This is a genomic window from Pseudoxanthomonas sp. GW2, from assembly GCF_000283075.1.
Lineage (GTDB): Bacteria > Pseudomonadota > Gammaproteobacteria > Xanthomonadales > Xanthomonadaceae > Pseudoxanthomonas.
On the sequence record NZ_ALIP01000091.1, the window covers coordinates 33,544 to 55,737 of the forward strand.

The 22,194-nt window shown below is 71.8% G+C and carries 21 protein-coding genes and 1 tRNA gene; 4 read left to right on the plus strand and 18 right to left on the minus strand.

Going from position 1 to position 22,194, the window contains the following annotated elements; all coding sequences use genetic code 11:
- Positions 1–86: 86 nt before the first annotated feature.
- Both B351_RS0106480 and B351_RS0106485 read left to right on the plus strand, forming a co-directional pair.
- Positions 87–161, plus strand: a tRNA-Gln gene (locus B351_RS0106480).
- A gap of 80 nt (positions 162–241) precedes the next feature.
- Positions 242–1,279 (plus strand): sensor domain-containing diguanylate cyclase, encoded by a 1,038-nt coding sequence (locus tag B351_RS0106485; protein ID WP_037034242.1) that lies wholly within the window; start codon positions 242–244, stop codon positions 1,277–1,279.
- Between the two features lie 4 nt (positions 1,280–1,283).
- Here B351_RS0106485 and B351_RS0106490 read toward each other — a convergent pair whose 3' ends face one another.
- From B351_RS0106490 to ccoN, 10 genes are all read right to left on the minus strand, one after another.
- Positions 1,284–2,015 (minus strand): sulfite exporter TauE/SafE family protein, encoded by a 732-nt coding sequence (locus B351_RS0106490; protein WP_019398234.1) that lies wholly within the window; start codon positions 2,013–2,015, stop codon positions 1,284–1,286.
- Positions 2,012–2,206: a cbb3-type cytochrome oxidase assembly protein CcoS gene (gene ccoS / locus B351_RS0106495; RefSeq protein ID WP_019398235.1), complete on the minus strand. Its 195-nt coding sequence runs from the start codon at positions 2,204–2,206 to the stop codon at positions 2,012–2,014. Before ccoS ends, B351_RS0106490 begins: the two co-directional genes overlap by 4 nt.
- The gene (locus B351_RS0106500) at positions 2,203–4,665 is read right to left on the minus strand and encodes a heavy metal translocating P-type ATPase (protein ID WP_019398236.1); all 2,463 of its coding nucleotides are present in this window, start codon (positions 4,663–4,665) and stop codon (positions 2,203–2,205) included. Before B351_RS0106500 ends, ccoS begins: the two co-directional genes overlap by 4 nt.
- Positions 4,666–4,670: 5 nt before the next feature.
- Positions 4,671–5,189, minus strand: a complete 519-nt coding sequence (locus tag B351_RS0106505; protein ID WP_019398237.1) for a FixH family protein — start codon at positions 5,187–5,189, stop codon at positions 4,671–4,673.
- Positions 5,186–6,736 carry a 4Fe-4S dicluster domain-containing protein gene (locus B351_RS0106510; RefSeq protein ID WP_039731130.1) on the minus strand — a complete coding sequence of 517 codons (1,551 nt, stop codon included), beginning with the start codon at positions 6,734–6,736 and terminating at the stop codon, positions 5,186–5,188. The genes B351_RS0106505 and B351_RS0106510 overlap by 4 nt, the downstream gene beginning before the upstream one ends.
- Positions 6,737–6,920: 184 nt before the next feature.
- Entirely contained in the window at positions 6,921–7,217 is a 297-nt protein-coding gene (locus B351_RS0106515; protein WP_019398239.1) for a hypothetical protein, read from the minus strand.
- Positions 7,214–8,155 (minus strand): cytochrome-c oxidase, cbb3-type subunit III, encoded by a 942-nt coding sequence (gene ccoP / locus B351_RS0106520; RefSeq protein ID WP_019398240.1) that lies wholly within the window; start codon positions 8,153–8,155, stop codon positions 7,214–7,216. Before ccoP ends, B351_RS0106515 begins: the two co-directional genes overlap by 4 nt.
- Positions 8,152–8,310 carry a cbb3-type cytochrome c oxidase subunit 3 gene (locus B351_RS17275; RefSeq protein WP_125075816.1) on the minus strand — a complete coding sequence of 53 codons (159 nt, stop codon included), beginning with the start codon at positions 8,308–8,310 and terminating at the stop codon, positions 8,152–8,154. The genes ccoP and B351_RS17275 overlap by 4 nt, the downstream gene beginning before the upstream one ends.
- Positions 8,307–8,936, minus strand: a complete 630-nt coding sequence (gene ccoO / locus B351_RS0106530; protein WP_019398242.1) for a cytochrome-c oxidase, cbb3-type subunit II — start codon at positions 8,934–8,936, stop codon at positions 8,307–8,309. Before ccoO ends, B351_RS17275 begins: the two co-directional genes overlap by 4 nt.
- 15 nt (positions 8,937–8,951) lie before the next feature.
- A complete protein-coding gene (ccoN, locus tag B351_RS0106535) occupies positions 8,952–10,391 on the minus strand; it encodes a cytochrome-c oxidase, cbb3-type subunit I (protein WP_026010448.1) in 1,440 nt (479 codons plus the stop codon).
- A 196-nt stretch (positions 10,392–10,587) separates the two neighbouring features.
- Here ccoN and B351_RS0106540 point away from each other — a divergent pair, with 196 nt between their 5' ends.
- Together B351_RS0106540 and B351_RS0106545 are read left to right on the plus strand one after the other, a co-directional pair.
- Positions 10,588–13,299, plus strand: coding sequence for a bifunctional acetate--CoA ligase family protein/GNAT family N-acetyltransferase (locus B351_RS0106540; protein ID WP_019398244.1), 2,712 nt, complete (start codon positions 10,588–10,590; stop codon positions 13,297–13,299).
- 62 nt (positions 13,300–13,361) lie between these two features.
- Positions 13,362–14,288 carry an NAD(P)/FAD-dependent oxidoreductase gene (locus B351_RS0106545; protein WP_019398245.1) on the plus strand — a complete coding sequence of 309 codons (927 nt, stop codon included), beginning with the start codon at positions 13,362–13,364 and terminating at the stop codon, positions 14,286–14,288.
- Positions 14,289–14,323: 35 nt separating this feature from the next.
- On the opposite strand, the gene prpF is transcribed toward B351_RS0106545, so the two are convergent.
- From prpF to nirK, 8 genes are all read right to left on the minus strand, one after another.
- Positions 14,324–15,505, minus strand: a complete 1,182-nt coding sequence (prpF, locus tag B351_RS0106550) for a 2-methylaconitate cis-trans isomerase PrpF (protein WP_019398246.1) — start codon at positions 15,503–15,505, stop codon at positions 14,324–14,326.
- A 36-nt stretch (positions 15,506–15,541) separates the two neighbouring features.
- The gene (locus B351_RS0106555) at positions 15,542–16,000 is read right to left on the minus strand and encodes an SRPBCC family protein (protein ID WP_019398247.1); all 459 of its coding nucleotides are present in this window, start codon (positions 15,998–16,000) and stop codon (positions 15,542–15,544) included.
- 45 nt (positions 16,001–16,045) lie between these two features.
- Positions 16,046–18,664, minus strand: coding sequence for a Fe/S-dependent 2-methylisocitrate dehydratase AcnD (gene acnD, locus B351_RS0106560; RefSeq protein WP_019398248.1), 2,619 nt, complete (start codon positions 18,662–18,664; stop codon positions 16,046–16,048).
- A 204-nt stretch (positions 18,665–18,868) separates the two neighbouring features.
- Complete coding sequence (locus B351_RS0106565) at positions 18,869–19,108, minus strand: hypothetical protein (RefSeq protein WP_019398249.1); 240 nt, start codon at positions 19,106–19,108, stop codon at positions 18,869–18,871.
- A gap of 75 nt (positions 19,109–19,183) precedes the next feature.
- Positions 19,184–19,642 (minus strand): azurin, encoded by a 459-nt coding sequence (gene azu, locus B351_RS0106570; protein ID WP_019398250.1) that lies wholly within the window; start codon positions 19,640–19,642, stop codon positions 19,184–19,186.
- Between the two features lie 37 nt (positions 19,643–19,679).
- Positions 19,680–20,300 (minus strand): SCO family protein, encoded by a 621-nt coding sequence (locus B351_RS0106575; RefSeq protein ID WP_019398251.1) that lies wholly within the window; start codon positions 20,298–20,300, stop codon positions 19,680–19,682.
- Positions 20,297–21,100 (minus strand): SUMF1/EgtB/PvdO family nonheme iron enzyme, encoded by an 804-nt coding sequence (locus B351_RS0106580; RefSeq protein ID WP_019398252.1) that lies wholly within the window; start codon positions 21,098–21,100, stop codon positions 20,297–20,299. Before B351_RS0106580 ends, B351_RS0106575 begins: the two co-directional genes overlap by 4 nt.
- A gap of 14 nt (positions 21,101–21,114) precedes the next feature.
- Entirely contained in the window at positions 21,115–22,179 is a 1,065-nt protein-coding gene (gene nirK, locus B351_RS16340) for a copper-containing nitrite reductase (RefSeq protein WP_019398253.1), read from the minus strand.
- Positions 22,180–22,194: the final 15 nt, after the last annotated feature.

Genomic DNA, 22,194 nt, shown 5'->3' on the forward strand with positions numbered 1-22,194 from the left:
TCCGGCACGCGCTGCGGTGCGTGCCGGTTCCACCGCCGGTGGTGTTGCATTCGCACCGGCACCTGGGGTTATAATCTCCAGCCCACAGCCCCGTCGCCAAGTGGTAAGGCACCTGACTCTGACTCAGGCATTCGGTGGTTCGAATCCATCCGGGGCTGCCAAATTCGAGATCGAGAAAGCCCGGCCCTCAAGCCGGGCTTTTTCGTGCCGATGGAACCAGGGCTTGCAGCGGACGCACGCCATGCCCGACAACCCAGGCAATGCAGGAAGCTCCCTGGCGCGATTCGTCAGGCACACCGCCCTGATGCGCGCGCTGGGCTTTGTCGCCGGAGCCTTCGGCGTGGCCTCCTCGCTGGCCGGGCAGGGCCATCCGGCCTGGGTACTGGCGGTGGTGTGGCTCAACGCGGTGTGCTGGCCGCTGCTGGCCTGGCGCCTGGTCGACGTATCCCTGCAACCCCTGCGCACCGAGTACCGCAGCCTGCTGGTCGACACCGGCATGGCCGGGTTCTGGATGGCCATGACCGGCTTCGACCTGGTGCCTACGGCGATGATGCTGGCGATGATGATGATGGACCGCCTGATCGCCGGCGGCTGGGGCCTGGCCCTGCGCGCGTTCGCGACGATGGCCGCGGCCGCCCTGCTGACCTGGATCGCGCGCGGCTTCCCGTTCCACCCCCATACCAGCTTCCGCACCATGCTCTGGTGCATGCCGTTCTTCGTGCTCTACCCGCTGGCGATCGGTGCGGTGGCCTGGCGCCTGACCGAGCACGTGCGCGTGCGCAAGCGCGAGCTGGAGCAGGATTCGCGCATCGACCCGCAGACCGGTCTGGCCACGCGCCGGCAGTGGCAGGCACAGGTGGCCGCCGAGGTGCGGCGCTACCGGCGCTACGGCACGGTGGCCTCGCTGATGATGGTGGACATCGACCACTTCAAGCAGGTCAACGACGCCGCCGGCCACCTGGCCGGCGACGAAGTGATCCGCAAGGTCGCCGCCTGCGTGCTGGACAGCCTGCGCGGCGGCGACGCCGCCGGCCGCTTCGGCGGCGACGAGTTCGGCGTGCTGCTCCCCGGCACCGCGCGCGAGGCCGCGCTGGACCTGGCCCGGCGCCTGGCCGACGCGGTGCGGGCCTGCGTGCTGGGCGGCGGCCGGCCAGTGACCCTGAGCATCGGCGTGGCCCAGATCGGGCCGGGGCTGGATGATTTCGAAGCCTGGACCGGGGCGGCCGACGCCGCCCTGTACCGGGCCAAGCTCGCCGGCCGCGACTGCGTGCGCGACTGAGCGCTCAGCCGCCCGCCGGGCGGCAACCCAGCGCCGCCAGCGGGCCGTGCAGCGCCGGCACCTGCATCAGCCAGGGCGCGGCCATGGTCAGCAGGCCCGCGCACAGCACCAGCAGGGCGAGCGAAGTGCGCAGCGCCGGGCGCTGCAGCCAGCGCCCGACCCGCGCCCCGCTCCAGGTCAGCGGCAGCATCACCGGCAGCGTGCCCAGGCCGAACGCGGCCATCACCAGCGCCCCGCCGGCGGCGCTGGCCTGCAGCCAGGCCACGGTCAGCAGGCCCAGGCTCAGGCCACACGGCATCCAGCCCCACAGCGCGCCCAGCGCCAGCCGCTTCCAGCTGCGGTCGGCGGGAACCAGGTGCCGGCGCAGCGGCTGCAGCCAGCGCCAGGCCTGGATCCCGGGCCTGGCCAGCAGGTCCAGGCGCCCGCCGCGGTCGAGCAGGCGCAGGGCGACCAGCACCAGGGCCAGGCCGGCGGCCATGCGCAGGCCCAGGGCCAGGGCCTCGATCCGCAGCAGCCGCAGCACGCCGCCGCCCAGGCCGCCGACCAGGGCACCGGCCAGCACGTAGCCGAGGATGCGGCCGGCATTGGCCTGCCAGGCCACGCGGTGCGCGGGGCCGGCGGCCATGGCGTGGAAGCCGGTGGCGATGCCGCCGCACATCACCGCGCAGTGCAGGCCGCCAAGCAGCCCGGCGGTGAGCGCCGCCAGCAGGGTCGGCAGGTCGACCGGCAGGATCATGGCGCCGGCCGGTCGCCGTCCCCGCGCGGTTGCCCGCGCGGCGGGGCCGGGCGGTCGTTGTCCTCGAGGATGTCCAGGGCGGGGGTGTCGAGGTCGTCGAACTGGCCGCGCTTGACCGCCCAGACGAAGGCGGCGATGGCCACGCCCAGCAGCACCAGGCTGATCGGGATCAGCAGCAGCAGGATCCTCATGCGCGGGCCTCGCGGGTGGTGGCGGTACCGCCATTGTCGCCGCTGGCGGACGTCGGCGCGCGCCGGGCCAGGCGCAGCGCGTTGAGGGTCACCAGCAGCGAGGACAGGGCCATGCCCAGCGCCGCCAGCCACGGGGTGACCAGCCCGGCGGCGGCCAGCGGGATCGCCAGCACGTTGTAGGCGGCGGCCCAGGCCAGGTTCTGGCGGATGATGGCGCGGGTGCGGCGGGCCAGCGATACCGCCGCCGGGATGCGCAGCAGGCCCTCGCCGGTGGTCACCAGGTCGGCGGCGCGGTGGGCGAGCGAGGCGCCCTGGCCCATGGCGATGGAGACGTCGGCGCCGGCCAGCACCGGGGCGTCGTTGAGGCCGTCGCCGACCATGGCCACGATCCGGCCCCCGGCCTGCAGGCGGCGCACCAGGGCCAACTTGTCCTCCGGCGACTGCCGCGCATGGCGCGCGTCCAGGCCCAGCGCCGACGCCAGCCGCGCCACCGCGGCCTCGCCGTCGCCGCTGGCCAGGTGCAGGCGCAGGCCCTGCGCGCGCAGCGCGGCCAGCGCCGCGGCGGCATCGGCGCGGGCGCGTTCCTCGAGCACGAAGCGCGCGGCCGCGTGCTGGCCGTCGCCCAGCCACAGGGCACCGTCGTCTTCGCGGCCGGCGGCGAAATCGGCGCGGCCCAGGCGCCAGGCGCGGGCGCCGACCACGCCCTGCACCCCGCGGCCGGGCAGGGTTTCCACCGCGCTCGCGGCCAGTGGCGTGGCACCGGCGAAGGCGGCGGCCAGCGGATGCCCGGTATCGCGCTCCAGCGCCGCGGCGATGGCGAGCACGCCGTCGCGGTCCAGCGTGGCGTCCAGCACCTCGACCGAGGCCAGTGCGGGGCGGCCATCGCTGAGGGTGCCGGTCTTGTCGAACACCACGTCGGTGGCGCGGGCCAGAGTGTCCAGCGCGTCCGGACGCATGGCCAGCAGGCCGATCCGCGCCAGTGCGCCATGCGCGGCGGCCAGCGCGGTCGGCACCGACAGCGACAGCGCGCAGGGACAGCTGACCACCAGCAGGGCCAGGGTCACTTCCAGCGCCCGCTCCGGCTGCCAGTGCCACCAGCCGGCGAACACCAGCGCCGCCACCGGCAGCAGCGACATCACGAAGCGGCTGCCGATGCGGTCGGCCACCCGCGCCAGCGCCGGGCGGTGCGCCTGGGCCTGCTCGACCAGGCGGGCCAGCTGCGACAGCCGGGTGGCGGTGCCGGTGCAGGTCACCCGCAGGCGGGCCGGGCGCTCGCGGCAGATGGTGCCGGCGTAGACGGTTTCGCCGGCGGTACGGCGCACCGGGGCCGACTCGCCAGTCAGCAGTGCTTCCTCGAACCAGGCCTCGGCGCTGTCGCCATCGGCCAACAGCACGCCGTCGGCTGGCACCGCCTCGCCGGCGGCCACGCAGGCCACGTCCCCGGGCGCCAGCGCCGCCAGCGGCACGGTCTCGCGGCGGCCGTCGGCCAGTTCGCGGGTGGCGAAGGCCGGGCGCGCACGGGCCAGTGCGTCGACCTGGGCCGAGGCCACGCTGCGCGCGCGCTGCTCGAGCATGCGCGCGGCCAGCAGCAGGAACACGAACATCACCGCCGCGTCGTACCAGACGTGCGGGCCGCCGCGGATGGTTTCCACCAGGCTGGCGAAGTAGGCCAGCAGGGTCGAGCTGGCGATCAGGAAATCCATGCCCAGGCGGCGCTGGCGCAGCTCGCGCGCGGCGCCGGCCAGGAACGGCCAGCCGGAGTAGAACACCACCGGCGCGCACAGCAGGAAGGTCAGCCAGCGGAAGAAGTCGCGGGTCGCCTCCGGCATGGTGCTGTCGAAGTCCAGGTACAGGGCCTCGGCCATCATCATGGCCTGGAACATGCCGAGCCCGGCGATGCCCAGCCGCAGCAGCCAGCGCCGGCGCTCGCGCGTGCGTTCGCGTTCAAGCGCCTCGCTGCCGGCCAGGTAGGGCCGGTAGCCGAGCATGGCCAGCCGCCGCAGCGGCGCCGACAGCGCGGTGCGCTGCGGGTCCCAGGCGATGCGGATGCGGCCGGTCACGGCATTGGCGCTGCAGTCGACCACGCCCGGCTCGCGTGCCAGGGCGCGGTCGATCAGCCAGGCGCAGGCGGCGCAGCGCATGCCGTCGGTGAGCAGGGTGATCTCGCGGCCGCGCTCGACCGGCCGGCTGTGCTCGGCCTGGACGTCGGGCCGGTCCCAGACCGCCAGGTCGGGCAGTTCGTCGCCGACCTTGCCGGCGGCGGCGCTGCGCAGGCGGTAGTAGCCGTCCAGGTCGGCCTGGGCGATCCATTCGGCGGCCGCGGCGCAGCCCTGGCAGCAGAAGGAACGGGCCTGGCCGTCGAGTTCGACCACGCAGGGGTTGGCCGGCAGGGCCTCGCCGCAGTGGTGGCAGTGGCCGCTGGTGGAAGCGGCAGCCGGCATGGCCAGGGCAGCCGCCATGGCGCTCAGCCCTGGCCGCCGCCCAGCGCCGGCGCCAGCCGCGTGGCGTGCTGATCCTTCGGCAGCCGGCCTTGCAGGCGCCAGCTGCCGTCGGCCGCGCGCAGGCGCGCGATCCAGTCGTGCGAGCCGTCCACCGCCTGCTCGGTGCGCCAGCCCGGGCCGTGCGGCTGCAGTTCCAGCTGCAGGTCGCGGGCCTGGGTGGTCGGGTGCTCCAGGTGCAGCCGCAGCGGCGCGGCGCGGTCGAACTTGCCGGTGGCCGGCAGCACCTCGACGATGCCGTCCTCCACCCGCAGCACCGCGCTCAGGCCCAGCTTCTTCGCCTGCGCGTCCGGGCCCAGGTCGGCGGTCTGGATCTGCGAGACCCGGCGCACCGGGTCGGTCACCACGTCGGCGCCGCCGGAGCGCACCGAGACCACCACCAGGCCCACGCCGGCGACGATCGACAGCAGCGGCAGCCCGATGACCAGCCACAGCACGGGGTTGCGCCAGGCCGGGGAATCCTTGTGCGGGTTGGGCTCGTTCATTGGACCGGTCCGAAGAAGCTGCTGTCGATGATGCGCCTTTCGCTGCCATCGATGCTCTCGACGACGAACCGCAGCTCGTGGCGGCCGGCGGGGATGCCCTCGTCGGCGACCACGCTGACCGCCACCGGCACCACCTGCTCCGGCCCGGCGGCGACCTCGCCGGCGCCGGCCAGGCGCAACGGGGCGTCGGTCTCGAGGCTGATGCGGTAGCGCTGTTCCTGCTGGCTCTTGTTGACCAGCTTGAGCGTGTAGTCGTTGGCGACGCCGTCGTCGCCGAGCTGGCGGTATAGGGCGTTGCGGTCGCGCAGCACTTCGACGATCAGCTCGCTGCGGTTGGCCACGCCCCAGGCCCAGGCCGCGCACAGGCCCAGCAGCACCAGCCCGTAGACCAGGATGCGCGGGCGCAGCACCCGGCTGGGCTTGCCGTCGATGCCGTTCTGGGTGGCGTAGCGGATCAGGCCGCGCGGGTAGCCCATCTTGCCCATGACCTCGTCGCAAGCGTCGATGCAGGCGCCGCAGGCGATGCACTCGTACTGCAGGCCGTTGCGGATGTCGATGCCGGTCGGGCAGACCTGCACGCAGATGGTGCAGTCGATGCAGTCGCCCAGTTCCTCGGGGGCGAACTTCGGCAGCGGCTCGGGCTTCTGGCCGACGCCGGCCAGGGTGATGGTGCCGCGCGCCTGGGCGCGGTTGTCGGCCGCGGTCGGGTGCGCGCTGGCGCGGAACACGTAGTCGTAGGCGGTCTTCGGGTCCAGCAGGCCGCGCGCGCGCTCGAGCACGCTGCCCAGCCCGCGCTTGCGCGGGCCGCGCGGCTCGCCGCGCATCGGGTCGTAGGCGATCAGCAGGGTGTTGCGGTCGAACATCGCGCTCTGGAAGCGCGCGTACGGGCACATGTACTTGCACACCTGCTCGCGCAGGAAGCCGGCGTTGCCCCAGGTGGCCAGGGCGTAGAAGAACACCCAGAAGGTCTCCCAGCCGCCCAGCTCGAACGGGAACATGCGGGCGCCGAGGTCGCGGATCGGGGTGAAGAAGCCGACGAAGGTGAAGCCGGTCCACAGCGCGAACGCCAGCCACAGCGCGTGCTTGGCGCCCTTGCGCAGGATCTTCTCGCGGTTCCAGGGGCCGGCGTCGAGCTTCATGCGCTTGGGCCGGTCGCCCTCGGTCCAGCGCTCCATCCACAGGAACACCTCGGTCCACACCGTCTGCGGGCAGGCGTAGCCGCACCACAGGCGGCCGGCCAGGGCGGTGAAGAAGAACAGCGCGAACGCGGCGATGATCAGCAGCAGGGCCAGGAACAGGAAGTCCTGCGGCCAGAACGCCAGGCCGAACACGTAGAACTTGCGCGCCGGAAGGTCGAACAGCACCGCCTGGCGCCCGTCCCACTTCAGCCAGGGGAACAGGTAGAACATGCCCAGCAGCCACACCACCGCGGCCACGCGCAGGCGGTTGAAGCGGCCGGAGACGTCGCGCGGGTAGACCTTGCGCTCGCTGACGTAGAAGGAGTTGCCCTGGTCGTCGACCACGTCCAGGGGAATGCGCTTGCTCACGGCGTCCACCGTACGCCGGCGGCGTGGCAAGGAAGGGAAAGGATGCGTTCTTGGGCAGTCATGGCGTTTGCTTGGCCGCGTCCGCGGCGTGGCGTGCGGGGGAGTCCGCCGCATGTCCCAGTATCCGCATCCGGTCCGCGCGCGAAAGCGACAGATTGTCCCAGGGCCGCGCGCCGGAGCGCGCTTACTCAGGCGGAAGCGCGCGGTTGAAGCGGCTGGAGGGACGCAGCAGGATCCAGGTGAAGAGGCTGGAGGACGCGGTCGCGATCCAGAAAAGGAAAAACCCCAGCGTGTAGCCGAGTTCCCGTGTCATCGGCAGGCCGGGGAAGGTGAGGTCGCGCAGGACCAGCGGGTCGACGAAGGCGAAGAACACCATCGTCGACACGCCGGCCGCGAAGAAGCTGGGCCAGGCGATGGCCCCCACGCGCTGGGCCAGCGGACGTGGGGGGTGGTCAAAGCGTGGCTCGCTGAAGTCGGTCACTGTTGGTCCGTCGGTTCCCCGGAGTCGGCCCGATTATGCGACAGCGACCAGACATAGGCACCGACCAGGCGCGCGCGGGTCTCGCCGAGCAGCTCGCGGTGGGCCGGCATGGTGCCGTGGCGGCCTTCGGCGATGGTCTTGCGCAGGCTCTCGCGGCTGCTGCCGTACAGCCAGTAGTCGTCGGTCAGGTCGGGCGCGCCGAGGTCCTGGTTGCCCTTGCCGTCGATGCCATGGCAGGCCACGCAGACGCCCTCGTACAGCTTCTTGCCCTGGGCGGCCATGAAGTTGTTCTGCAGGCCGGCCTCCGGGTCGGACAGGGCGCGCACGTAGGCGATCACGTAGTCCACCGCCTCCGGGCCGCCCATGCCGGTCAGCACGGTGCCCCACTCCGGCATCACGCCCTCGCGGCCGTCCAGGATGGTCTCCAGGATGCGGTCCGGGCTGCCGCCCCAGTGCCAGATCTCGTCGGTCAGGTTCGGGTAGCCCACCGCGCCCTGGCCGGCCGAGCCGTGGCAGGTGGCGCAGGTGTTGCTGAAGATCGAGCGGCCCAGGGCCACCGCCTTCGGATCCTGCGCCAGCACGTCGATGGACTTGCCGGCGTACGGCTTGAAGGTCTGCTCCAGGCGCGCGTCCTGCACCGCCTTCTCCTCGGCGTGCTCCTGCTTGGAGCTCCAGCCGCTGTAGCCGGGGATGCTGCCCAGGCCGCCGTACCAGAAGAAGTAGCCGATGCCGAAGACGATGGTGATGTAGAACAGGTTGATCCACCACCGCGGAAGCGGCTTGTTGTACTCGGTGATGTCGCCGTCCCAGGTGTGCAGCGTGTCCTCGGGCTTCGGATCGCCCGGGCGCCGGCGCGACGTCCACCACAGCAACCAGACGTAGCCGACGATGTTCAGCGCGACCAGGGCGATGACGTACCACGTCCATCCCATGCTCATGCGCGGTTCTCCCCAATATTGCCCTGATGCGAGTCCTCTTCCAGCGGCAGCTGCGCCGCCTGCTCGAACTCGGTCCTGCGTGCCGGGCTCCAGGCCCAGATCCAGCCGCCGATGAACAGCACCAGCAGCACTGCGGTCACGATTCCGGAAATCACTGCTGGCCTCCCTTCGGCGCGTGCCGGCCCAGGCCCTGCAGGTAGGCGACCACCGCGTCGAGCTCGGTCTTGCCCTCGAGCTCGGCCGGGGCCTGCTCGATCTGCTCGTCGGTGTAGGGGTCGCCCAGGGTCTGCAGCGCGCGCATGCGCTTGGCCACGACTTCGCCGTCGACCTTGGCCTTGGCCAGCCACGGGAACGCCGGCATGTTGGATTCGGGCACCACGTCGCGCGGGTTGTTCAGGTGCACGCGGTGCCAGTCGTCGGAGTAGCGGCCGCCGACGCGGGCCAGGTCCGGGCCGGTGCGCTTGGAGCCCCACTGGAACGGGCGGTCGTAGACCGACTCGCCGGCCAGCGAGTAGTGGCCGTAGCGCTCGGACTCGAAGCGCAGGGTGCGCACCATCTGCGAGTGGCAGTTGTAGCAGCCTTCGCGGACGTAGACGTCGCGCCCGGCCAGCTCCAGCGCCGGGTAGGGCTCCACGCCCTCCAGCGGCTCGATCGCCTCGGCCTGGAACATCAGCGGGACGATCTCGGCCAGGCCGCCGAAGGACACGGCCACCGCGATCAGCACGGCCATCAGGCCGACGTTCTTCTCGACTTTCTCGTGCGCGTTGTGGTTTTCGCTCATGGTCCTAGTTCCTCCTCAGGCGCGCGCATCGGAGGCCGCCACGGGCAGCACCGGCTGCGGGGCGATCGCCGGGGCCGCACGCCAGGTGCGCCACGTGTTCCAGGCCATCACGCCCATGCCGGACAGCACCAGCAGGCCGCCGCCCAGGCGGATCAGGTAGTACGGGTAGGTGGCGTGCAGCGACTCGACGAAGCTGTAGGTCAGCGTGCCGTCCGGGTTGGTGGCGCGCCACATCAGGCCCTGCATGACGCCGGCGATCCACATCGAGGCGATGTAGAACACCACGCCGCCGGTGTGCAGCCAGAAGTGCAGGTCGATGGCCTTGGTCGAGAACATCTGCTCGCGGCCCAGCAGCTTCGGCAGCAGGGCGTAGATCGAGCCGATGGAGATCATCGCGACCCAGCCCAGGGCGCCGGCGTGCACGTGGCCGACGGTCCAGTCGGTGTAGTGCGACAGCGAGTTGACCGTCTTGATCGACATCATCGGCCCCTCGAAGGTGGCGATCATGTAGAACGAGACGGAGACGATCAGGAACTTCAGGATCGGGTCGGTGCGCAGCTTGTACCAGACGCCGGACAGGGTCAGGATGCCGTTGATCGCGCCGCCCCAGGACGGGGCCAGCAGGATCAGCGAGAACACCATGCCCAGCGACTGCGCCCAGTCGGGCAGCGCGGTGTACTGCAGGTGGTGCGGGCCGGCCCACATGTACACGGCGATCAGCGCCCAGAAGTGCACGATCGACAGCCGGTAGGAGTACACCGGGCGGCCGGCCTGCTTGGGCACGAAGTAGTACATCATTCCCAGGAAGCCGGCGGTCAGGAAGAAGCCGACCGCGTTGTGGCCGTACCACCACTGCACCATCGCGTCGACCGCGCCGCTGTACACCGGGTAGGAGTGCAGGGCGCCGGTGGGGATGGCGATGTTGTTGACGATGTGCAGCAGCGCCACGGCGATGATGAAGCTGGCGTAGAACCAGTTCGCCACGTAGATGTGCTTGACCCGGCGCTTGGCGATGGTGCCGATGAACAGCACCGCGTACGCCACCCAGACCACGGCGATCAGGATGTCGATCGGCCAGATCAGCTCGGCGTACTCCTTGCCCTGGGTCAGGCCCAGCGGCAGGGTCACGGCGGCCAGCACGATGACCAGCTGCCAGCCCCAGAACACGAAGGCCGCCAGGCCGTCCGAGAGCAGGCGCACGTGGCAGGTGCGCTGCACCACGTGCAGGCTGGTGGCCATCAGCGCGCTGCCGCCGAAGGCGAAGATGACCGCGTTGGTGTGCAGCGGGCGCAGGCGCCCGTAGCTCAGCCACGGCAGGTCGAAGTTGAGGGCGGGCCAGTACAGCTGGGCGGCGATCAGCACGCCCACGGCCATGCCCACGATGCCCCAGACCACGGTCATGACCGCGAACTGGCGCACTACCTTGTCGTTGTATGTCTCCTGAACGGTCGACACGTCCCAATCCTCCTGTGGATGGGGCGCATGATCGGCAGGGAAGGCAAGCGGGGCATTGATCAGGATCAAGGCGCCAAGCGCCGTTAACGGGTTATCCCTTGAAATAGGGGAACTGCATCCCGGTTCCGGGACCCGGAGGCGCCCGCCGGCGCCGCACTGTATCGTTTAGCCCTGAGACGTACCGAGCCGTTCGCGGATGAGCATCTACGCGCTGGAAGCCGTTTTCGCCCCCAAGTCGGTGGCCGTGGTCGGGGCCAGCCCCCGCCCCGGGTCGGTGGGCCGCACCGTGGTCCACAACCTGCGCCAGGCCGGATTCGCCGGGCAGGTGGGCCTGGTCAACCCCAAGTACCGGCGGATCGAGGGCGTGCCGGCGGTGGCCTCGCTGCGCGACCTGCCGTTCGCGCCGGAGCTGGTGGTGGTGACCACCCCGGCCGAAACCGTGCCCGGGGTGATCGCCCAGGCGGTGGCGGTGGGGGCGCGGGCGGCGATCGTGGTCACCGCCGGGCTTGGCCAGGGCCCGGGCTCGCTGCTGGAGCACCTGCGCAACGAGGCCCGCCCGCACGGCCTGCGCATCGTCGGCCCCAACTGTCTGGGGGTGATGGCCCCGCACGTGGGCCTCAACGCCAGCTTCGCCGCGCGCAGCCCGCTGCCGGGCGACCTGGCCCTGGTCTCGCAGTCCGGCGCCATCGCCGCAGGCCTGGTCGAGTGGGGCGCGGCGCGCTCGATCGGCTTCTCCGCCGTGGTTTCGCTGGGCGATGCCCTGGACGTGGACTTCGGCGACCTGCTGGACTGGTTCGCCCAGGACCCGAAGACCCGGGCCATCCTGCTGTACATCGAATCCATCCGCGACGCGCGCAAGTTCATGTCGGCCGCGCGCGCCGCGGCCCGCTCCAAGCCGGTGGTGGTGGTCAAGTCCGGGCGCCACGAGCAGGGCGCGCGCGCCGCCGCCACCCATACCGGCGCCCTGGCCGGCGCCGACGCGGTATACGACGCCGCCTTCCGCCGCGCCGGTCTGCTGCGCGTGCACGCGCTGGACGAGCTGTTCGCCGCGGCCGAGACCCTGGGCCACCTGCGCCAGGCCCCCGGCCGGCGCCTGGCCATCCTCACCAACGGCGGCGGGATCGGCGTGCTGGCGGTGGACCGCCTGGTCGACCTTGGCGGCACCCTGGCCAGCCTGGATCCGCAGACCGTGCAGGCCCTGGACAAGGTGCTGCCGCCGACCTGGTCGCATTCCAACCCGGTGGACATCGTCGGCGACGCCGACGCGGCCCGATACACCGCCGCGCTGGAGGCGCTGCTGGCCGACCCGGGCAACGACGCGGTGCTGGTGATGAACGTGCCCACCGCGCTGTCGTCCTCGCTCGAGGCGGCCGAGGCGGTGGCCTCGGTGCTGGCGCGGCGGCCGCGCCCCGGCCACGGCAAGCCGGTGCTGGGGGTATGGCTGGGCGGCGGCCAGGAGGCGCTGGCGCGGCTGGACGCGGCCGGGGTGCCCACCTACGCCACCGAGGCCGACGCGGTGCGCGGCTTCACCTACCTGGTGCGGCACCGGGAGGCGCAGCAGGCGCTGATGGAAACCCCGCCCAGCCTGCCGGAGGACTTCGTGGTCGACGCCGCCGCGGCGCAGGCGATCGTCGCCCGTGCCCTGGAGCAGGGCCGCGACTGGCTGGACCCGCTGGAGGTGGTGGACCTGCTGGGCGCCTACGGCATCCCGGTCACCCCGGCGTGGCGCGCCGCCGACGCCGAGGCCGCGGTCGCCGCCGCGCGGCCGCTGCTGGAGGCGGGCAAGCTGGTGGCGCTGAAGATCCTGTCGCCGGACATCGTGCACAAGTCCGACGTGGACGGCGTGCGCCTCAACCTGTCCAGCGAGGCCGCGGTGCGCGAGGCGGCGGCCTCGATCCTGGCACGCGCCCGTGAACTGCGGCCCAAGGCGCGGATCGAGGGCGTGACCGTGCACCCGATGGTGGCGCGGGCCAAGGCGCGTGAACTGATCGCCGGCATCGCCCACGACCCGACCTTCGGCCCGGTGATCGTGTTCGGCCGCGGCGGCACCGCGGTGGAAGTGATCGACGACAAGGCACTGGCCCTGCCGCCGCTGGACCTGCGCCTGGCCCACGACCTGATCTCGCGCACCCGCGTCAGCCGCATCCTCAAGGCCTACCGCGACGTGCCGGCGGCCGACGAGCGCGCGGTGGCCCTGGTGCTGGTCAAGCTGGCGCAGCTGGCGGCCGACGTGCCGCAGATCCGCGAGCTGGACATCAACCCGCTGCTGGCCGACCGCGAGGGCGTGGTCGCGGTCGATGCCCGGGTGGCGGTGGCGCCGCACCCGGGCCCGGCGCAGAAGGGCCCGTGGCATTCCAGCTTCGTGATCCGCCCGTATCCGAAGGAGTGGGAGCGCACGCTGGAGCTGTCGCAGGGCCGGCGCATGTTCGTGCGCCCGGTGCGGCCGGAGGACGAGCAGATGTTCCTGGAGTTCTTCTCCCGGGTCAGCGACGAGGACCTGCGCCTGCGTTTCTTCTCTGCGGTGCGCCACTTCAGCCACGAGTTCATCGCGCGCCTGACCCAGCTCGACTACGCCCGCTCCATCGCCCTGGTGGCGATCGACCCGGACAGCGGCGAGATGCTGGGCGCGGTGCGCCTGCTGGCCGACGCCAACTACGAGCGCGGCGAGTACGGGATCATGGTCCGTTCCGACCTCAAGGGCCTGGGCATTGGCTGGCAGCTGATGCGGATCATGATCGAGTGGGCCGGCAGCATCGGCCTGAAGGCGGTCGAGGGCCAGGTGCTGCGCGAGAACGTGACCATGCTGGCGATGTGCCAGCAGCTGGGCTTCAAGGTCGCGCCCGACCGCGAGGATCCCACCGTCATGGACGTGGTGCTGGACGTGGCCAGCGCCAACGCCGCCGCCTAGCCGCCTCGCGCCGCGTTCACGCCGGCCGCCTATCGTTCCGGCGAGGACGACGGAGGTGGGCCGTGATCGAGACGGACGTGCTGGTGGTTGGCGGCGGCCCCGCGGGGCTGACCGCGGCCATCTACCTGGGGCGCTTGCACCGCCGCTGCGTGGTGGTCGACGCCGGCGACAGCCGCGCCCGCTGGATTCCCGAAAGCAACAACTGCCCGGGCTTTCCCCAGGGCATCGCCGGCACCGCGCTGCTGGCGCGGTTGCGCGCCCAGGCCGAATCGTTCGGCGCGGTGATCGAACACGGCCTGGTGGCCTCGCTGCAGCGCGGCGCCGACGGCGTGTTCGTCGCCGAAGCACCGGACGGGCGCCGCTGGCACGCGGCGGCGGTGATCCTCGCCACCGGGCTGAGCGACCGCCTGCCGGACCTGCCGGACGTGGAGCAGGCCGTGGCCTGCGGCGCGCTGCGGCTGTGCCCGGTCTGCGATGCCTACGAGGCCAGCGACCAGGCCATCGGCATCTACGGTCCGTGGGAGACGATCATCGGCCACGTGCCGTTCCTGCGCGGCTACAGCGCACGCCTGAGCCTGCTGCCGACCGATGCGGTGCCGGCGTCGCCGCCCCCGGACCTGGGCGTGGAAGTGCTGCCGCCCGGCGGCCGCTTGGTGTTCGCCGACGGCCGCTGCGGCTACGTGGTCGACGGCCACTGCCACCGCTTCGACACGGTGTACCCGTTCCTCGGCTGCGACAGCAGCGCGCACCTGGCGCGGCAGGCCGGGGTGGAGCTGTCGGACAGCGGCGAGATCCCGGTCGACGCCCACCAGCTGACCTCGGTACCGGGCCTCTACGCGGCCGGCGACGTGGTCAGCGGGCTCAACCAGATCTCGGTGGCGGTGGGCCAGGCGGCGATCGCCGCGCTGGCCGCGCACAACCGGCTGCCGCCGCGGCCGCGGGAACTGCAGCAGGAACAGGCGGCGGCCGCGGGACCGGGGGCGGCCTGAGCCGGCGCGCCGGGAGGCGGCGGGCCGGCGAGGGATCAGGCCGCCGGCACCCGGACGTGGCCTTCCATCAGCACGCGCGCGCTGCGGCTCATCACCGCGCGGGTCACGGTCCACTGGCCGTCGACCCGGGCGACCGAGGCGCCCACGCGCAGGGTCCCGGAGGGATGGCCGAAGCGCACCACCTCGCGCGCGCCGCCGCCGGCGGCGCGGTTGACCAGGGTCCCGGGCACCGCGGCGGCGGTGGCGATCGCCACCGAGGCGGTGCCCATCATCGCGTGGTGCAGCTTGCCCATGGACATGGCGCGCACGTTGAGGTCGATGTCGGCGGCCGCGATCGGCTTGCCGCTGCTGGACACGTAGTCGCGCGGCGGTGCGACGAAGGCGACCTTGGGCGTGTGCTGGCGGGTGGCGGCCTCCTTCGGGGTGCGGATCAGGCCCATGCGCAGTGCGCCGGCCACGCGGATGGCCTCGAGCTTCGCCAGGATCGCCGGATCGCCGTTGATCGCCGGCTGCAGCTCGGTGCCGGTGAAGCCGATGGCTTCCGCGTCCACGAACACGGTGGGGATGCCGGCGGTGATCAGGGTCGCCTCCAGCGTGCCCACGCCGGGCACCTCGAGGGTGTCGACCAGGTTGCCGGTGGGAAACATGCTGCCGCCGTCCTCGCCTTCCTCGGCCGGATCGAGGAACTCGACGACCACCTCGGCCGCGGGGAAGGCCACGCCGTCCAGCTCGAAATCGCCGGTCTCCTGCACCTGGCCGTCGCGGATCGGCACGTGCACGACGATGGTCTTGCCGATGTTGGCCTGCCACACCCGCACTTCCACCGTGCCTTCCCGCGGGATGCGCGCCGGGTCGATGAAGCCGTTGGCGACCGCGAACGGACCGACCGCGGTGCTGAGGTTGCCGCAGTTGCCGCTCCAATCGACGAAGTCCTCCTCGATCGCGACCTGGCCGTAGAGGTAGTCCACGTCGTGGCCCGGGCGCGTGGCCGGGCCGATGATCACGCACTTGCTGGTGCTGGAGGTGGCGCCGCCCATGCCGTCGGTGTGCTTGCCGTAGGGATCGGGCGAACCGATCACCCGCTGCAGCAGGCGGTCGCGCGCCGGACCCGGCACCTGCGCCTCGGCGGGCAGGTCCTGCAGGCGGAAGAACACGCCCTTGGAGGTGCCACCGCGCATGTAGGTGGCGGGGATGCGGAGCTGGGGCTTGTGGCTCATGGATTCGCTTGCGCTGAGGGTAGGGGAGGGCGGGGCTCAGGCCCCGTCCGGGATCTCCGGTTCGACCAGTTTCGCCAGCATGTCCAGCGAGTCGCGCCAGCCCAGGTGGCACATGTCCTCCGGGATGGCCGCGGGAATGCCTTCCTGCACGATCCGCAGTTCGGTCCCTGCGATGCTGGGCTTCAGCGACACGGTCACGAGCATCTCCCCGGGCAGCCCGGGGTCGTCGAACGTGTCGGCATGCCGGATCAACGCGTCCTCGACCAGCTCGAGGTAGCGCACGGTGAACGACTCGCTGCTGCCGGTGGAGAAGTTGGTGAAGGCCATGCGGTAGCCCACGCCGGGCTTGAACTCGAGCATGCGCGCGGTGAAGCCGTACGGCGGCATCCAGCGCACCAGCGCGTCCGGATCGGTGAACGCGCGGAACACCCGGGCCGGCGGCGCGGCCAGGATGCGGTGCAGGTGGACGGTGCCGGTGGCGGTCGTGTCGGTCATGGTCGTGGCTCCTTCGCAGTGGGTCATGTCACTGCGACGAACCAGTCAGGCAGCCTTCGACGCCTCCAGGAAGTCCTGGGCGAAGCGCTGCAGCACGCCGCCGGCCTCGTAGATGCTCACCTCCTCGGCGGTGTCCAGGCGGCACGTCACCGGGACCTCCAGGGCCTGGCCGTTGCGGCGGTGGATGACCAGGGTCAGGTCCGCGCGCGGGGCGCGGGTGCCGACCACGTCGAAGGTCTCGGTGCCGTCGATGCCCAGGGTCAGGCGGGTGGTGCCCGGCTTGAACTCCAGCGGCAGCACGCCCATGCCGATCAGGTTGGTGCGGTGGATGCGCTCGAAGCCCTCGGCCACGATCGCCTCCACGCCGGCCAGGCGCACGCCCTTGGCGGCCCAGTCGCGCGAGCTGCCCTGGCCGTAGTCGGCGCCGGCGATGATCACCAGCGGCTGGCGGCGCTGCATGTAGGTCTCGATCACCTCCCACATGCGCATCACCTTGCCTTCCGGCTCCAGCCGCGCCAGCGAGCCCTGGCGCACGCTGCCGTCCTCGTTGCGCACCATCTCGTTGAGCAGCTTGGGATTGGCGAAGGTGGCGCGCTGCGCGGTGAGGTGGTCGCCGCGGTGGGTGGCGTAGGAATTGAAGTCCTCCTCCGGCACGCCCATCTTCGCCAGGTACTCGCCGGCGGCGCTGGTCGGCAGGATGGCGTTGGACGGGGACAGGTGGTCGGTGGTGATGTTGTCGCCCAGCACCGCCAGCGGGCGCATGCCGCGCAGGGTGCGCTCGCCGGCCAGCGCGCCTTCCCAGTACGGCGGGCGGCGGATGTAGGTGCTCATCGGGCGCCAGTCGTACAGCGGCCTGACCGGCTCGCCGTGCTCCACGCGCACCTGGAACATCGGCGCGTAGACCTTGCGGAAGTGCTCCGGCTTGACGCTGGCGCGCACGATGGCGTCGATCTCCTCGTCCGCCGGCCAGATGTCCTTGAGCGTGACCGGCTTGCCGTCGGCGTCCAGGCCCAGCACGTCCTTCTCGATGTCGAAGCGGATGGTGCCGGCGATGGCGTAGGCGATCACCAGCGGCGGGCTGGCCAGGAATGCCTGCCGGGCATACGGGTGGATGCGGCCATCGAAGTTGCGGTTGCCCGACAGCACGGCCACCGAGTACAGGTCGCGCTCGACGATCTCCTGCTGGATCTTCGGGTCCAGCGCACCGCTCATGCCGTTGCAGGTGGTGCAGGCGAAGCCGACGATGCCGAAGCCCAGCTTCTCCAGCTCCGGCAGCAGTCCGGCTTCCTCCAGGTACAGCTGCACCGCCTTGGAGCCCGGGGCCAGCGAGGTCTTGACCCAGGGCTTGCGCAGCAGGCCGCGGGCGTTGGCGTTGCGCGCCAGCAGGCCGGCGGCGATCACGTTGCGCGGGTTGGAGGTGTTGGTGCAGCTGGTGATGGCGGCGATGATCACCGCGCCGTCCGGCAGCAGGCCACGGGCCTCTTCCTCGCGCGCCGCCTGCAGCTTGGCCGGGTCGGCGATGCCGCGCTCGCCCAGCGCGCTGACCGGCAGGCGCCGGTGCGGGTTGGACGGGCCGGCCAGGTTGCGCACGACCGAGGACAGGTCGAATTCCAGCACGCGCTCGTACTGCGCCTGCGCCAGGTCGTCGGCCCACAGGCCGGCGGTCTTCGCATAGGTCTCCACCAGCTGCACCTGCTGCTCCTCGCGCCCGGTCAGGCGCAGGTAGTCCAGGGTCTGCTGGTCGATGTGGAACAGCGCGGCGGTAGCGCCGTACTCCGGGCACATGTTGGAGATGGTGGCGCGGTCGCCGATGGTCAGCGTGGCCGCGCCCTCGCCGAAGAACTCCAGGTAGTGGCCGACCACGCGCTGCGCGCGCAGGAACTCGGTCAGCGCCAGCACCACGTCGGTGGCGGTGATGCCCGGGCCCGGGCGGCCGGTCAGGCGCACGCCGGTGATTTCCGGCAGCCGCATCCACGAGGCGCGGCCGAGCATCACGTTTTCCGCCTCCAGGCCGCCGACGCCGATGGCGATCACGCCCAGCGCGTCCACGTGCGGGGTGTGCGAGTCGGTGCCCACGCAGGTATCGGGGAAGGCGACGCCGTCGCGCACGTACACCACCGGCGACATCTTCTCCAGGTTGATCTGGTGCATGATGCCGTTGCCCGGCGGGATCACCTCCACGTTGCGGAACGCATGCCGGCACCACTCGATGAAGTGGAAGCGGTCGGCGTTGCGGCGCTCCTCGATCGCGCGGTTCTTCTCGAAGGCCTGCGGGTCGTGGCCGCCGCACTCCACCGCCAGCGAATGGTCGACGATCAGCTGCACCGGCACCACCGGGTTGACGCTGGACGGGTCGCCGCCCTTGTCGGCGATGGCGTCGCGCAGGCCGGCCAGGTCCACCAGCGCGGTCTGGCCGAGGATGTCGTGGCATACCACCCGCACCGGGAACCAGGGGAAGTCGAGGTCGCGGCGGCGCTCGACCAGCTGGCGCAGGTAGTCGTCCAGGTGGGCCGGGTCGGCGCAACGCACCAGGTTCTCGGCATGCACGCGCGAGGTATAGGGCAGGCTGGCCCAGGCGCCGGGCTGCAGGGCTTCGACCGCCTCGCGGGCGTCGTACCAGTGCAGGGGGGTTCCGGGGAGGGGCTTGCGGTGCTTGGTATTCATGGCGGGCAGGTCGCTGGTCGCGCCGGCCTGCCTGCCGCCGGTGCGGAGCGCACCGGCCTGCCGGGCGGGCCGGGCATGGATCGGAGGACCGATCTTACCCCTGCGTCGCGCCACGACCCGCCGCCGGAGGCCGGAAACAGCGGGTTTGCGGCCTGAATGCGGGTCTCGTATTGATGCCGGCGATCAACGGATCGCCGCGGCGCTTCAGCCGCTGCAGCCGCCGCAGCACACCGAAGGCACGATGTGGATGGCCTGCTGCGGCACCGGGACGCCGGCGGCGGCGAGGATCGCCCCGACCTCGGCGGTGCCGGCGCAGGTGGCCACGCGCAGGTGGCCGCTGGCCGGGTCCAGGTCCACGAGGGCGGCCGGGTCGCTTTCCAGCAGGGCCTGCTCGATGCGTGCCAGGTCGACCCGCGTCGGATCGATGCGGATGTCCAGTTCCATGCGGGAATCCCCTTGGGGCCGCGTCGCGGCCGGGAACGGGCCACCCGTGCCTCGGCGGCACGGGTGGCGCGGGACTTACTTGGTGACGACCAGCTTGCCCTTCATCATGGCCGAATGGCCCGGGAAGCTGCAGAAGAAGCTGTAGTCGCCGCCGGCGGCCAGGGCCTTGCCGGGGAAGGTGATCTTGGTCTTCTGGCCGCCGCCCACCAGGTCGGTGTGCGCGATCACGCGGGCGTCGCCCTTGGGCACGTAGGCGTTGGCGGCGCCGGCCTTGATGCCGTCGCGGGCGATGCCGGCCATGTCGGCGGTCTTGCTGATGACCACGTTGTGGCCCATCGCGGTGACCGGCAGCTTGCCGGTGTGCGCCAGCTCGACGGTGATGGTCGGGCAGCTGGCCGAGACGGTGGCCTCCTTCAGGTCGAACTTCATGGCGTCGTCGCCCTTGAGCGAGATGGTGCAGTTGCCGGCGGCCTGGGCCATGCCGGCGGCGCCCATCAGGGCCAGGGCAGCGAGGATGCGGGTGCGGTTCTTCATGGTGGTTACTCCGGTTTGACGGGGATGGATGGAAGCGTCAGTCCGCGGCCAGCGTGGCGCGGACCTGTTGCACGAATGCGGGATCGGGCGCGATGCCCGTGACGTCGGAGCGTGCGACCTCGCGGCCCTCGGCGTCGAGCAGCACCAGTACGCTGGTGTGGTTGATGCTGCCGTCGTCGCGGAAGCGGTAGCGTACGCCCAACACGCTGGCCAGGGCGCGGACCGCGTCCGGTTCCGGGCGCAGGTAGCGCCAGGCGGCGGGCGTGCGGTGGTCGGCGGCGACCGCGGCCAGGGCCTGCGGGGTGTCGCGCGCCGGGTCCAGGGTGATGACCGCCACGCCCAGGCGTTCGCCGTCGGCGCCCAGCTGCTTCTGCAGGGCCTTGGCGTTCTCCAGGATCAGCGGGCACATCAGGTGGCAGTTGGCGTAGAACATCGACACCAGCTGCGGCCGGCCGTGCAGGTCGGACCAGCGCAGCGGCTGGCCGTGCTGGTCGGTCAGGCCGGCATCGACCTGGTACAGCGAACTGCCGGGCAGCATGGTCGCCGCGGGCGCGTCCGGCCCGGCCAGCGCGGCCAGGGCGACCGGCAGCGGCCCGCACAGGGATAGCGCCAGGGCCAGGCCCAGGGCAGTACGCAGGGGTTTGAAGTGGTGGTTCATGGCTGGCTCCTCGCGCAGCGGAAGCCCAGGTTGCCGAGGGTGGCAGCGGGCGTGAGGGCCGACAGCAGGACGAAGCGCTTGACCGCGCCGTAGTCGGCCGGATCGTTGAAGGCCATGGCCGAGGCGCCGCAGTACTGCAGGGCGTCGCCGTCGTCGCGGCCGCGGCGGTCGCCGCCGCCCAGCAACGAGGTGGCGTCGCCGGTCCATTCCCAGTAGGCGCCGTGCAGGCCACGGACGCCGTACACGTTGGCCGGGGCGTCCGCCGCGGCATCGGGCGCGTGCGGGGGGCCGTCGTTGGCCTGGCGCAGGCGCCACTGGCGGTCGTGGCGGGCATCGGCGCGGGTGGCGGCGGCGGCCGCGGCGAATTCCCACTCGAGGAAGTCCGGCAGGCGCCCGCCAGCCTCGCGGCAGAACGCATCGGCGGCGTACCAGTTCACGTGCACCACCGGTGCGTCCGGGTCCAGCCTGGCGCCGGGGGCGTCGGCACTTTCCCAGTGGCCCAGGTAGCCGGGACTGGAGAACAGCGCGGGGATGCGGTCGCGCCGCCACTCGGGGCGGCGCGCCACGAATGCGGCGAACTGGGCGTTGCTGACCGGGCGCTCCATCAGCTGGAACGGCGCCACCGGCAGCACCGGCCGCTCCTCCTCGAAGCGCACCGCCGAACGGAACGCGCCGCCGGGAATGGACCGCCATGCGATCCCGCCGCCGGACGCCGCGTCGGTGGCGGCGGCCCCGGCCAGGGCCGGAGCCAGCGCCAGGACGGCGGCGAGGGTGGTGGACAGGGGCATGCTGCGGGACATGGCGGCGGCTGCGCTCAGTGCTGGTGGCCCTGGGGTTCGGCTTCCGGGTACTCGACGTCGTGCTGCTGGCCGGTGTAGATCTCCGGGCGCTTCTCGCCGTCGACCTTGAGGATGCCCAGCGTGCCCTTGTGGAAGGCGCGGAACAGGCTGTGGTCGACCAGCACGAAGTTGCCGGGCACGTCGGCCTTGAACTCGACGATGGCCGAGCCGCCGGCCGGGATCAGCGTGGTCTGCACGTTCTCCTGGTACTTGCTGCCGCCCTCGAAGTAGACCTTGTCGAAGATCTCGCCGATGACGTGGAAGCTGGAGGTCAGGTTGGGGCCGCCGTTGCCGACGTACATGCGGATCTTCTCGCCGGCGTTGGCCTGCAGCGCGTTGTCGCCGGTGAGCGCGCCGACCGAGCCGTTGAACACCACGTAGGTCGGATCCTCGGCGATGCCCTTCTCCAGGCTGAAGGCCTGCAGGCCTTTCTCGCCGTTGGCACCCTCGGTGTAGAAGTCGCCCTGCATGACGTAGAACTCCTTGTCCACCGGCTCCATGCCTTCCTCCGGTTCGACCAGGATCAGGCCGTACATGCCGTTGGCCACGTGCATCGCCACCGGGGCCATCGCGCAGTGGTAGACGTACAGGCCGGGGTTGAGCGCCTTGAACGTGAACTGCGTCTCGCGGCCGGGCAGGGTGAAGGTGGCCTCGGCGCCGCCGCCCTGGCCGGTCACCGCGTGCAGGTCGATGTTGTGGGAGAAGTGCGAGCTGTGGTGGTTCTTCAGCCGGAACTCCACCGTGTCGCCCTCGCGCACGCGGATGAAGCTGCCGGGGACCGAACCACCGAAGGTCCAGAAGTTGTAGGTGACGCCGTCGTCCAGCTGCATCTCCTTCTCGACCATCTCCAGGTCGACCACGACCTTGGCCGGGGTCTTGCGCGAGATCGGGGCCGGGACCAGCGGCGGCGCGGTCAGCTGCGCCTGCACGACCGGCAGCGGGGCATCGGAAGCCTTGGCCTTGGCGGCGAAGGCGGGAGCGGAAGCCAGGGCGATTGCCGCCGAAAGCGCGCCGATGGCCAGGTGGTGACGGATCTTCATGTTTCGTCTCTTTCG

Coding starts and splice junctions, on each gene's coding strand:
- B351_RS0106505 (WP_019398237.1), bottom strand. CDS start 5,189: ATGAACGAGCCCAACCCGCACAAGGATTCCCCGGCCTGGCGCAACCCC.
- B351_RS0106580 (WP_019398252.1), bottom strand. CDS start 21,100: ATGTCCCGCAGCATGCCCCTGTCCACCACCCTCGCCGCCGTCCTGGCG.
- ccoO (WP_019398242.1), bottom strand. CDS start 8,936: ATGAGCGAAAACCACAACGCGCACGAGAAAGTCGAGAAGAACGTCGGC.
- B351_RS0106490 (WP_019398234.1), bottom strand. CDS start 2,015: ATGATCCTGCCGGTCGACCTGCCGACCCTGCTGGCGGCGCTCACCGCC.
- B351_RS0106540 (WP_019398244.1), top strand. CDS start 10,588: ATGAGCATCTACGCGCTGGAAGCCGTTTTCGCCCCCAAGTCGGTGGCC.
- B351_RS0106500 (WP_019398236.1), bottom strand. CDS start 4,665: ATGGCGGCTGCCCTGGCCATGCCGGCTGCCGCTTCCACCAGCGGCCAC.
- acnD (WP_019398248.1), bottom strand. CDS start 18,664: ATGAATACCAAGCACCGCAAGCCCCTCCCCGGAACCCCCCTGCACTGG.
- B351_RS0106575 (WP_019398251.1), bottom strand. CDS start 20,300: ATGAACCACCACTTCAAACCCCTGCGTACTGCCCTGGGCCTGGCCCTG.
- B351_RS0106485 (WP_037034242.1), top strand. CDS start 242: ATGCCCGACAACCCAGGCAATGCAGGAAGCTCCCTGGCGCGATTCGTC.
- ccoP (WP_019398240.1), bottom strand. CDS start 8,155: ATGAGCATGGGATGGACGTGGTACGTCATCGCCCTGGTCGCGCTGAAC.
- prpF (WP_019398246.1), bottom strand. CDS start 15,505: ATGAGCCACAAGCCCCAGCTCCGCATCCCCGCCACCTACATGCGCGGT.
- ccoS (WP_019398235.1), bottom strand. CDS start 2,206: ATGAGGATCCTGCTGCTGCTGATCCCGATCAGCCTGGTGCTGCTGGGC.
- azu (WP_019398250.1), bottom strand. CDS start 19,642: ATGAAGAACCGCACCCGCATCCTCGCTGCCCTGGCCCTGATGGGCGCC.
- B351_RS0106565 (WP_019398249.1), bottom strand. CDS start 19,108: ATGGAACTGGACATCCGCATCGATCCGACGCGGGTCGACCTGGCACGC.
- nirK (WP_019398253.1), bottom strand. CDS start 22,179: ATGAAGATCCGTCACCACCTGGCCATCGGCGCGCTTTCGGCGGCAATC.
- B351_RS0106555 (WP_019398247.1), bottom strand. CDS start 16,000: ATGACCGACACGACCGCCACCGGCACCGTCCACCTGCACCGCATCCTG.